Raw genomic sequence first — 11,321 nt, forward strand, 5'->3', positions numbered from 1 at the left:
TGTCATCGTTGACATCAAAATAAACTTGATGGTAGCTTAAACATCAACAAGGAATGTTAAATGCCGGCAATACTCATAATGAAGAGACGCATCTGGCTGGACAGAAGCAGTTTGCTCAGCCTGGTTGTCTGGGACGTAACCCCCTCGGTAAGAGGAAGCAACCACAGATACAAGTACCGTTTGGCCTATATTGTACAAGATGTGTGCGTATTGCGCTACGACAACGAAGCAGGTAAAGGCGACCACAAACATCTCGGCGCAGCCGAGGTACCCATAGAGTTTATTGACATCAACCAATTGGTTGATGATTTTGTTACCGAAGTAAACCAGCTAAGGAGGCCGCTATGAGCATTCTGATGGTAAATGTACTGCCTGCCGAACAGGCGATCAACAGGCTTAAAACCGATTTTTCCAAAGCATTATCTGGCGCGGATATGGGAAGCGTGCTGACATTTCCAGATATCGAAACAATGACCTATGTTTTGCTGAACACTAACCGCATGGCGCTTATCAGAGAAATGACCGGTGCTGAGCCGATGTCAATCCGCGAACTTTCCAGGCGGGTAAGCAGGGATTTCAAAGCTGTGCATACGGATGTTCAAGCGCTACTGAATGCCGGCGTTTTAGAGAAGAAAGGGACGAAGATTGTGTTCCCTTACGACGAAATACATTTCGAATTCGTGTTCGGTAAGGCCGCCTGAACGGCACAAACGACAGACGAAAAAAAACCTGCTTAAAAAGCAGGTTTCTTAAATGTGGTCGGCGAGAGAGGATTCGAACCTCCGACCCACTGGTCCCAAACCAGTTGCGCTACCAAGCTGCGCTACTCGCCGATGGGGGCGCATGTTACTGCCGGCCATCATAGGCGTCAATGACTTTTTCAACTGCGCCCGTCAAGTGGCGATAAAAACGGCATAAAGCGCTGCAACAGAGCCTGTGCAGCGCTTTTGCGTTATGCCTTGGCGGTTTTCAGCGCCGGCGACTGGGCGCGCAGGAACGGCAACAGGAACAACGCGGACAGGCAGGCGGCGATGGAAATCACCACGAAGAAACCGTTCCAGTGCCAGATTTCCATCACCCGGGCGATCGGATAACCGGACAGCGCCGCGCCAAGGTAAGCGAACAGGCCGACAAAACCGGTTGCCGCGCCAGCGGCATCCTTGTGCGAACATTCCGCCGCCGCCATGCCGATAAGCATCTGCGGGCCAAAGATGAAGAAGCCGATGGCAAAGAAGCAGGCGGCCTGCAACAGGAAGGTGACGCCCGGCATGATCCACAGCGCCGCAACCGACAGGAAAATACCGATGGCAAAGATCAGGTTCATTGGCCCACGGTTACCGCGGAACAGCTTGTCAGAACCCCAGCCGGCCACCAGCGAGCCGATAAAACCGCCCACTTCGAACAGCGAGATCGCCGAGTTGGCGGTCATCAGCGAATAGCCTTTCTCCTGCGTCAGGTACAGGTTGCCCCAGTCGTTGATCGCGGTACGCACGATGTACACCAGCACGTAAGAGACCGCCAGCAGCCAGATGTACTTGTTGGTCAGCACGTAGCGCTTGATGATTTCCCGGTTGGTCAGCCCCTGGCCTTCCGATTCCTGCACCAGCTCCATGGCGTCGTTGCGCCATTTGCCGACGCTGGGCAGGCCCATGGTGGACGGCTTGTCACGCAGGCGCCAGCACATCAGCAGGCCCAGCGCCACGCCGATGATGCCCGGAATGATCATGCCGTAGCGCCAGCTGAAGTGCAGCGAGATAAAGCCGACCAGCAGCGGGATCAGCGCGCCGCCAAAGTTGTGCGAGGTGTTCCAAATAGCCCACCAGCCGCCGCGCTCGGAGCGGGAGTACCAACTGGTGAGGATTTTGGAGCATGGCGGCCAGCCCCAACCCTGGAAGAAGGCGTTGAGGATCCACAGCGTGCCCAGCATCAACAGCGACGAGCTGAGGCCGAAGAAGATGTTGAGTATCCCGGTCATGATCAGGCCCAGCCCCATGAAATAGCGCGGGTTCGAGCGATCGCTGATCATACCGGAGATAAACTTCGAACAGCCGTAGGTAATGTAAAACAGCGTGCCGAGGATACCGACATCGGACATCGTCAGGCCAAGATCGCTCAGCATTGCCGGCATGATGAAGTTGAAGCTTTTACGCGTGAAGTAAAACGCGGCATAGCCAATGTACATCGTCCACATCAGCTGGATACGCCAGTATTTATAGCTGGCATCGATCTGTTTTTGATCGGTGACCTGCGGCACATCCTGGCGGCTTTTAAGGAAAGACCACATGTGAAACCTCAGAAGAAGGGGAAAAGTGCCGCTATCATGCTGCGCGCGTGCGCGAATGGCTTACGCCGGATTCCCGACGTGGCTAGGAGTATTTCCTAGTTTTGCCCCTCTGTCAGTGAAACTGTGGGTAAGATCACATTCAAACAGGTGCCCTGTTCTGACGTCAGCCGCAGCCGGCCACCCAGCGCGCTGATACGCTCCTGCATGCCACGCAGACCGTAGCCCGGCTCGTGGCTGGCCAGATCGATACCCACGCCGTTATCGCGAATGGTCAGCAGGATTTGCGGCGGCCGCCCTTTGCGACGGCCAAGACGCGCATCCAGCTCAATCCGGCTGGCGGCCGCGTGGCGGCAGACGTTGGTCACCCCCTCCTGGCACACCCGATACAATGTGATCTTCAGCGTCTCGTCCAGCAACTCATCCGGCACCTGCCACTGCATCACGCTAACCAACGAGGCATCTTGCGGCAATGATTCACGCAGCATCGCCGCCACCGCCGCCGACAGCGGCAGGTTATTCAACGCCGCCGGCCACAGCTGGGTCAGAACGTCATGCACGCCGTCATAGACCCGCAGCGCCAGCGTATCTATGACTTCGGCGCAGCCAATCACCTGCGGCTGCGGTGCCAGGCGTTTAACGATGCTGGCCTGGGTACGGATAACGGTGATGGTCTGGCCGACCTCGTCGTGCAGCTCCCGCGCCACCTCACGCCGGGTCTGTTCCTCTGCGGTGACCAGCGCACGCGCCAGTTGGCGGTTTTCCGTCAGCCGCAACCGCAGTTGCTGGTTCAGTTCGCGCTGGCGCTGGATGCCCGCACCGAGCAACAGGCCGGTCAGGCTCTGGGCCAGCAGCGACAGCAGCAGATCGCGGTGTGATTCAGGCTGCGGCGGCTCGTTGGCCACCAGCACCACGCCGTTGAGCAGCGTCGCCAGCAGCGCGCCCTGCCAGCCATAACGGTAGGACATAAAGACAATCGGAATAGCCAGGCAGAACGGCGCGAAGCGGCGCAGCTCGGCGGCGTTCACCTGCTGCTGCAACCAGATACTGAGCGCAAACAGCAGCAGATAGCTGGCCAGATGACGCAGACGCAGCGTCACCGGTTTATGGATCAGGCCCGGCTCGAGCGGTACCCAGATTTGCCGCGCCAGATAGTGCCACAGCAGCAGGCAGGTCGGCGCAATGGTGAAACCGCCCGCCAGGCCAAGCAGCAGCGCACGCGCGCCCTCGCCGTTCACCAGTTGCCACACCATGGCCTGCAACAGGGCCGCCGCCGCGACTACCGCGCCCTGCAGCAGCGGCCATTGCCATTCACTGTCGCTTTGCTGATGGCGCAACAACCAGGGGGAAGCCAGCAGGCTGAGCAGCACCGTCAGCGCCAGCACCACGACCGAAGCCCACAGTGCCGGGCCATAGCCGAACTGATCCGCCAGCAGCACCATCAGCAGCAGATCGGCCAGCAAAATTCCTGGCCAGAAACGGTAAGGGCTTTGCAGCAAAATGCCCATCCGCAGACCAAACGGGAACAGCAACAGCGCCTGCCACGGCGGGTCGATCAGCGCAGTACCTATGCCCCACAGGCAAAAGGCGCTGGTGGCGTAGATAAAGAACAGCGCCAATTGGGTGATCAGGCGTTGCATCACAGATTCAGCATCCGCTTGGCCAGCTCGACGTTGTTATTGATGCCCAGCTTGGCGAACAAATTGGCGCGATGCACGTGCACCGTTTTCGGCGACAGCCCCAGCACAACGGCGATCTCCCGCACTTCCTGCCCCTGCGCCAGCAGCAGCGCGATTTCGCGTTCGCGGCGGGTGAGCGGATCGACCTTCACCCGCGCCAGCTGTTGGGCGATTTCCGGCATCAGGTACACGCCACCGCTGGCGACGGTGCGCACTGCGGTGATCAAATCCTCCGGCTTGCAGCGCTTGGACAAAAAACCGCAGGCGCCGCGCTCCAATGCCAGCTCCACCAGTGCCGGATTGTCATGCATCGACAGCATCACTACCCGGATCCCTGAGGGAATGTCCGCCAGCAGGTCCAACCCGCTGCCGTCCGGCATCGAAATGTCGCAGATGCAGATTTCCGCCTCCAGGCCCGGCAAGCCGGCGCGCGCCTGAGCCGCACTGCTGAACTCCCCGACCACCTGAATATCCGCCTCCAGCGACAGCAGTTGTACAAAGCCCGATCGCACAATGTCATGATCGTCAATAAACGCCACGCGCAGGGTCATGGAAATCTCCGGTCCGAGGGGGAAAGTGCGCAAGTATACCGCAGCCTGAGCCGGATGAATTGATGAAGGAAAGGTATTGAAGAGAATACATCCCCAAAATAATTGGAGTTGCATCACGGGCACAGCCAACACAGATGCAGCTTCAAGTATGACGGGGATATTAACGCCGGGCGCAGCCGCGCCCGGCATGGGGATGTTACAGCGGGGTCGCCGCCGCTTTTTGCTGCGGGATGTTGCACCAGTTGTTTTTATCCACGATGCCGCCATCCGGCGAGGTGTAACCGAGACAACCGAGAATGGTATCAAACAGCTCGACGTGACGGTGGGTCTTGCCGATGCGCTGCTGCGCCTGCAATTGCTCAAACGCGCTGCGATGCTGCGGGTCTTCCAGGAACTTGTCGGAGGCCCATACCATCATAGGCACGCGGAATTGCTCCGGCGGCGCCATTTCGCGCGGCGTGCCGTGCAGGTGTGAATTCTCGCCTATCGACTCGCCGTGATCGGACGAATAGAACACAATCGCCTTCTTCTCGCGCACCTGGTCGATCACATTGGCGATAAAGCTGTCGGTATACAGCACCGAGTTATCGAAGGCGTTAACCAGCTGATCTTTAGAACAGAAATCGTCAACGCCGATGCACTCCGGCTGATAGCGCGCGTAGCTGCGCGGATAACGCTGCGAATAGAGATAATGCGAGCCTTTGGTGTGCAAGATCACCATGTGCTTGCCTTTCGGGTAACGCGACAGCGACTCTTTCATTTCGTCCACCAGCAGCATGTCGTCGACCGATTTGCCGTCGTTGCGTTTCTCGGAGGCGATCATCTCGCGGAACGAATAGTTGTCCACTTCGGTATTGTTGTAGAACCAGACCTCGCTCTGCATGGCGAACAGCTCGGAGGTGAAGCCCAGGTTTTTCAGCACCGCAAACACGTTTTGTTCTTTCAGCGTGCGCTGCGGGTTGTCCGACGTGCCGCCTTCGCGCACGAACATGCAACGCAGCGACAGCTTGGTGGCGGTATCGCAGGATTCACCGCGGAACGCCACCAGGTTTTTCTCCTGCGACAGCCTTGGCGTGGTATCACGGTCATAGCCGAGAATGCCCATATGATCCCAACGCGTGGTCTCACCAATGATGAATACCACGTAGGTGTCATCGATATCCGCCGGCGGCACATAGGTAAAATTCTTGGCCGGATCGAACAAGTTGGCCTGATCCAGGCTTTCGTCGTAGCGGGTATAGGCAAACAGCCCCAGCGCCGAGATCCAGTTGGATGGCAGGTAGGAATGCGCCACCACGCCGCCGTAGCTTGGCAGATCGACGTTAGTGATTTTTTCCTGTGCACTTTGCTCTTTGTCCAGCATGCGCAGCGGCAGCCAGACCAACGCCACCACCGCCACCAGCACCATCAGCGGTTTCACCCGGTGCCCGGGAGTTTTCAGCTGTTCGATCAGCGTGTAGCGCAGGTTGTTTTTCCAGATGCACAGCAGCGGCAATGCGCTGAGCACCGCCATCCACAGGACGAAATGCATCCCGACCACTTCTTTCGACAGGTCGATATCCGTGGTCATCACCGAGACGACGATGCCATAGCCAATCACCACGTTGAAGAACGTCATGTAATAGCTGGCGGCAACGGAAATCAGTACCAATAGCGAAGCGATAATGCGGTAAAACAGCCGGCCGCCCAGCGATATCAGCCGCATAATGAAGAAGGTGAACAGAACGATAGCGATAACTTCAGTGACCGCAGAGATAACCTTAATGCCCTGAATACCGTGCGAAAACGAATCAAAACGACGATAAAAAACGGAAAGGTTCAAAAAGATGCCGATATAAATCGCTAACAATAACGATAAATTCTGCTGTGATAGCGATTTAACTTTGTTCATGTAACGCGGTGGCTCCGGAGCTTTAACAGTTCTGAATCAGTCAGACATTGGATGCGGCTGCAGGTTCAGCCGATCGGCAATAAGCGCTATTTTGGGGGTAATAATCAAGTGAATTCTCAAAAAGCAGGCATTTTTTGCCGTTTTTTGTGATGACGATAAATGCGGGGCAGAAGGGAAAATGGAGGGGTATCCCTCCATTTTTTCCGTGGTGTCGGCGAAAACGTTATTTAACGTTAAGAGTTACATCAATATTGCCGCGGGTGGCGTTGGAGTATGGGCACACCACATGGGCTTTTTTCACCAGGTCTTCGGCTACGCTGCGTTCAATGCCCGGCAGGGTGATATCCAGTTGCACTTCGATGCCGAACCCGTTGGGGATTTCACCGATACCGACGGTACCGTCGATTTTGGCCTCGGCCGGGATCTTCACTTTTTCTTTCGCCGCGACAAACTTCAGCGCGCCAAGGAAGCAGGCCGAATAACCGGCGGCAAACAGCTGTTCCGGGTTGGTGACTTCACCGCCCGCGCCGCCCATTTCTTTCGGCACGCCCAGTTTCACATCCAGCACGCCATCGGATGAGGTCGCACGACCATCGCGGCCACCGGTGGCGGTTGCATGAGCGCGGTAAACAACTTTTTCAATGGACATAAATCGTTCCTTATTTCTGGGTTGGAGGTATGACATCGGCTTCAGTAGGCTGAACGCCGTCACTGCTCTATCTTTCACGATTAAATCGTGCACTACTTATATTGTGCGCTTAACTCAGTGTAGTGCACGATCGGCGATCGTGCTTCTGGCACTGGCCATCAAATCTGGTCGATCAGCTTGCCGCGCAGCTTTTCCAACTGCTGCTTGATATTCACTATTTCGTCGAGGCTGCAATCGGTGGCGCACATCACCGCTTCCGGCACCGCCTGCGCTTTTTCACGCAGCGCGCGGCCGTTTTCGGTTAAGGCGATGATCACCTGCCGCTCATCGGTCGTGGCGCGATAACGCACCAGCAGACCGGCGGTCTCGAGCCGCTTCAGCAGCGGCGTCAGGGTGGCGGAATCGAGAAACAGCCGTTCGCCGATGTCCGTTACCCTGATTTCATCCCGCTCCCACAGCACCAACATCACCAGGTATTGCGGATAGGTGAGTTCGAGTTGGCTCAGCAGTTTACGATACACCTTGTTCAACGCCAGGTTGGCGGAGTACAGGGCAAAACACATCTGCTGGTCGAGCAGCAGCAGGTTTTTCGCAGTGGGTTGTTCGGTGTCTTTGGTTTTCATGAGGTAAATATAGATAGTGCACGATGCAATCGCAAACTATTTTTTACGCGATGTGCTACATTTTTTAATGCAGGGGATGCCACAGCAGGGTGCTGTGCGGAGGGAAAGGATATGACAACCACACTGGTAGAACGTGCGCGCCGTTACGCCACCAAAGCGCATGCGGCGATCGATCAGCGCCGCAAATACACCAATGACCCCTACATTGTTCACCCACAGGCGGTGATGGAGATCGTCAGCAGCGTACCGCACAGCGAAGCGATGCTGGCCGCCGCCTGGCTACATGACACGGTGGAAGATACGCCGACCACCCTCGGGGATATCGCAAGCCATTTTGGGCCGCAGGTCGCTGAACTGGTGGGCATGCTGACCAACGTCAGCGGCACCGGCGGCGGCAACCGCTTTGAACGCAAAAACCGCGATCGGCGGCACAGCGCCGGCGCCTCGCCGCAGGCTAAAACCATCAAACTGGCGGACCTGATCGACAATACCCGTTCGCTGCTGGAATACGACAGCCACTTTGCCCGAACCTATCTGATTGAAAAACAGCGGCTGCTGGAAGTGCTGACCGAAGGCGACCCGACGCTGTGGCGACAGGCCAGCCATATCGTCGAACAAGGGCTGACCAGGCTCCAATTGCCGCCGCATAACGTCCCGGCAAGCTGGTTCGAACATGCGCGCCAGCGTTACCGGGAAAGCGATGCGGCGTAGCCGTCAGAACGTGACCACCGTTTTCAACGCCGTCACCCAGGCGTCCTGCGTTTCGCTGACGCCCGCCGGGTGATGCCAGTATTGCAGACCCGGCTGCAACTGTAACCAAGGGGTGACGTTGAAGCGATAGAACAGCTCCGCCGTCACCGAATGCCCCGGCACCGGGCGATAGTTGGGATCCTGATAATCGGTAACCTGGTTGATTTGATTCATATAACGCTGATTATCCCGGTAATGATCGCTCAGCTTGACCATAGACACCCCCAGCCCCAGCCAGTCGTCCGGCCGCGCGTCGAACAGGCCGTGGTAGCGAATGCCGGTCGAGGTGGAATAGTGCATATAGTTGGTGCGTTGATCCGCCAGCCCCAGGCTGTAGAACAGGCTCAAACCCCGGCTGGCGTCATCAGGGTGGCGCGTCACCTGCTGGTTAAAACCGCTATACAGGAACCAGGTACGGTTGTGGTTGCGATACCCGTTCGGATCGGTCGCGCCCGCCCCACCGGAAACCCCTTCATACAGATCCTGCTGCCTGGCGTTGGTGAACAGGACACCGATGTTGTACACCCCCGGCAACTGATTGACCGCATTGGTTTTCAGCTCCAGTTCCATCGGCAGTAAAAAGCCCTTGCTGCCCTTGGTGGTGGTGCTCCAGGCATGGCCGCGGCTCGTGGCGTTCGGGTTCTGCTCCATCACGCCGGTTTTGAACGTCAGCCCGTCGGTCAGTTTGTATTGCAGGGTGGTGCCCCAGTAGTGCACGTTCCAGTTATACCAGGTCAGCGAGTTGGCGGACTTGCCGCCGCACAGCGCCAGCGTCTGGAAATCGCAGGGAATGATCTGATCGAAATCCTGCACCTTGTTCATCATGCCGACGCGCCATTGCAGCCGGCGATCGAGAAAACTGCGGCTGAAGGTCAGCCAGCCCAGCCGGGTGATCGACTGGCCGCCATAACTTTCCTGCGACAGATCGGTCGGATTGGCGCGCGGATCCTGCAGACGATCGCGCGTCAGGTTATTGTCGTGGTTGCGGTTGACGATATTGCCCTCAATGGCCGCGTCCGGGATGCCGGTCAGCGCCTGCAAATCCTGACTGAAGGTCAACGAGAACTGATCGATATACGAAGCCTGCTTATCCTGGTTATACCCACCGCCGGCGTTATACGACAGCTGGCTGAGATAACCGAGGTTATAGTGAAAGCCATTCTCTTCGAGGATCGGTCTGATCCCCAGCATATCGCCCAGCAACCCTGGCGAAGGCGGTTCGAAACCGAGCGCCACGCCATCCCATTTGGCGGTTGGCGCTTCGACGTCTTTGCCGGTTTGCAACGTTTCCGCCTGCACGCTACTGCAAAACAGCAGCAGTGCCGCGAGTGTCCCGGTGTGAGGTAATGGATATTTCATTATTATATTTCTCCGCATATAAAACGCTGACTGCGGGCAACAGCATTCCCTGGGCGAGAATTCCCCATAATTGGCAGCAGTGAATAAAGGTGATTGCCCGACGATTGCCGCCGGGCGGGCATTCAGATTTAGCCTTGGTCTTTCAGGCTGTTACCGTTGCTCTGGATCACATCGCGATACCAGTAGAAACTCTTTTTGCGGCGACGTTCCAGGCTGCCGTTGCCTGCATCGTCGCGATCGACATAAATAAAGCCGTAGCGCTTGGACATCTCGGCTTTAGAGGCGCTGACCAGATCGATCGGCCCCCAGCTGGTGTAACCCATCACCTCCACGCCGTCGTCAATCGCTTCCGCCACCTGCACCAGATGGTCATTGAGGTAATTGATGCGATAGTCGTCGTTGATGCTGCCGTCGGCTTCAATGCGGTCCTTGGCGCCCAGCCCGTTCTCCACGATAAACAGCGGCTTTTGATAGCGGTCATACAGCACGTTGAGCAGGTAGCGCAGCCCAATCGGGTCTATCTGCCAGCCCCATTCCGAACTGGCCAGATGCGGGTTCGGCACCATGTTGAGAATGTTGGCACGGGCGGTCTCGTTCTGCGCCTCGTCGGTGGTGACGCAGCCGCTCATGTAGTAGCTGAATGAGATAAAATCGATAGTCTCGCGCAGCGCCTGTTGATCCTCGGCGGTGATCTCGACCTGAATGCCGTTTTCACGGAAATAGCGCTTCATATAGGCCGGATAACCGCCGCGTGCCTGTACGTCGCCAAAGAACAGCCAGTCGCGGTTCTGGCGCTGGGTTTCCAGCAGGTCTTCCGGTCGGCAGCTCAGCGGATACAAAATACCGCCCAACAGCATGTTGCCGATTTTGCCTTCCGGTACAATCTCATGGCAGGCCTTCACCGCCTTGGCGCTGGCGACCAGTTGATGGTGGATCGCCTGGTAAATCTCGCTCTTGCTGCTGCCCTCCGGCAGACCGACGCCGGTGAACGGGGCGTGCAGCGACATATTGATCTCATTGAAGGTCAGCCAGTGCTTCACCTTGTGCTTATAGCGTTCAAACACAGTTCGCGCATAGCGCTCAAAGAAGCCGATGGTCTTGCGATTGCCCCAACCGCCGTACTTTTTCGCCAGCCCGTACGGCATCTCATAGTGCGACAGGGTAATCAGCGGTTGAATGCCGTATTTGGCCATTTCATCGAACAGCCGATCGTAAAACGCCAGCCCGGCCTCGTTGGGGGTTTCCTCATCGCCCTGCGGGAAAATGCGCGTCCAGGCAATGGAAGTGCGCAGGCACTTGAAGCCCATTTCCGCGAACAGCGCGATGTCCTGCGGGTAACGATGGTAGAAGTCGATCGCCACGTCCTTGATGCCGCTGTCGCCGTCAACCCGTGGCGTCACCGCACCGAAAATGCCCTGCGGTTGCAGATCGGAAGTCGACAATCCTTTACCGTCGGTCTGGTAAGCCCCTTCCACCTGATTTGCCGCCACCGCGCCGCCCCACAGAAAATGGTCTGGAAATTTGCTGCTCATCGCTTT

11 protein-coding genes and 1 tRNA gene are annotated in these 11,321 nt (G+C 57.2%); 3 read left to right on the forward strand and 9 right to left on the reverse strand.

Going from position 1 to position 11,321, the window contains the following annotated elements; translation table 11 throughout:
• Positions 1 to 60: 60 nt before the first annotated feature.
• Complete coding sequence (locus ACUTSW_RS19365) at positions 61 to 348, forward strand: toxin-antitoxin system TumE family protein (RefSeq protein ID WP_445585110.1); 288 nt, start codon at positions 61 to 63, stop codon at positions 346 to 348.
• Positions 345 to 701: an HVO_A0114 family putative DNA-binding protein gene (locus tag ACUTSW_RS19370; RefSeq protein WP_325987379.1), complete on the forward strand. Its 357-nt coding sequence runs from the start codon at positions 345 to 347 to the stop codon at positions 699 to 701. The genes ACUTSW_RS19365 and ACUTSW_RS19370 overlap by 4 nt, the downstream gene beginning before the upstream one ends.
• 55 nt (positions 702 to 756) lie before the next feature.
• Here the strand turns inward: ACUTSW_RS19370 and ACUTSW_RS19375 are convergent.
• From ACUTSW_RS19375 to ACUTSW_RS19405, 7 genes are all read right to left on the reverse strand, one after another.
• Positions 757 to 833 (reverse strand) — tRNA-Pro (locus tag ACUTSW_RS19375).
• 119 nt (positions 834 to 952) lie between these two features.
• Positions 953 to 2,284: an MFS transporter gene (locus tag ACUTSW_RS19380; protein ID WP_445585111.1), complete on the reverse strand. Its 1,332-nt coding sequence runs from the start codon at positions 2,282 to 2,284 to the stop codon at positions 953 to 955.
• A 95-nt stretch (positions 2,285 to 2,379) separates the two neighbouring features.
• A complete protein-coding gene (uhpB, locus tag ACUTSW_RS19385; RefSeq protein WP_063199068.1) occupies positions 2,380 to 3,921 on the reverse strand; it encodes a signal transduction histidine-protein kinase/phosphatase UhpB in 1,542 nt (513 codons plus the stop codon).
• The gene (gene uhpA, locus ACUTSW_RS19390; RefSeq protein ID WP_004950803.1) at positions 3,921 to 4,511 is read right to left on the reverse strand and encodes a transcriptional regulator UhpA; all 591 of its coding nucleotides are present in this window, start codon (positions 4,509 to 4,511) and stop codon (positions 3,921 to 3,923) included. The genes uhpB and uhpA overlap by 1 nt, the downstream gene beginning before the upstream one ends.
• A 196-nt stretch (positions 4,512 to 4,707) precedes the next feature.
• The gene (gene eptB / locus ACUTSW_RS19395) at positions 4,708 to 6,402 is read right to left on the reverse strand and encodes a kdo(2)-lipid A phosphoethanolamine 7''-transferase (RefSeq protein ID WP_445585112.1); all 1,695 of its coding nucleotides are present in this window, start codon (positions 6,400 to 6,402) and stop codon (positions 4,708 to 4,710) included.
• 223 nt (positions 6,403 to 6,625) lie between these two features.
• Complete coding sequence (locus ACUTSW_RS19400) at positions 6,626 to 7,051, reverse strand: organic hydroperoxide resistance protein (protein ID WP_004950797.1); 426 nt, start codon at positions 7,049 to 7,051, stop codon at positions 6,626 to 6,628.
• A 158-nt stretch (positions 7,052 to 7,209) separates the two neighbouring features.
• Positions 7,210 to 7,674 (reverse strand): MarR family winged helix-turn-helix transcriptional regulator, encoded by a 465-nt coding sequence (locus ACUTSW_RS19405; RefSeq protein WP_063199059.1) that lies wholly within the window; start codon positions 7,672 to 7,674, stop codon positions 7,210 to 7,212.
• 111 nt (positions 7,675 to 7,785) lie between these two features.
• Between ACUTSW_RS19405 and ACUTSW_RS19410 the strand changes: the two genes are divergently transcribed.
• The gene (locus ACUTSW_RS19410; RefSeq protein ID WP_004950792.1) at positions 7,786 to 8,385 is read left to right on the forward strand and encodes an HD domain-containing protein; all 600 of its coding nucleotides are present in this window, start codon (positions 7,786 to 7,788) and stop codon (positions 8,383 to 8,385) included.
• A 3-nt stretch (positions 8,386 to 8,388) separates the two neighbouring features.
• On the opposite strand, the gene ACUTSW_RS19415 is transcribed toward ACUTSW_RS19410, so the two are convergent.
• Positions 8,389 to 9,783, reverse strand: a complete 1,395-nt coding sequence (locus ACUTSW_RS19415; RefSeq protein WP_445585113.1) for a carbohydrate porin — start codon at positions 9,781 to 9,783, stop codon at positions 8,389 to 8,391.
• Between the two features lie 128 nt (positions 9,784 to 9,911).
• Positions 9,912 to 11,315, reverse strand: a complete 1,404-nt coding sequence (locus tag ACUTSW_RS19420) for a glycoside hydrolase family 1 protein (protein ID WP_445585114.1) — start codon at positions 11,313 to 11,315, stop codon at positions 9,912 to 9,914.
• Positions 11,316 to 11,321 lie beyond the last annotated feature (6 nt).

The organism is Serratia sp. TSA_198.1 (genome assembly GCF_052686505.1).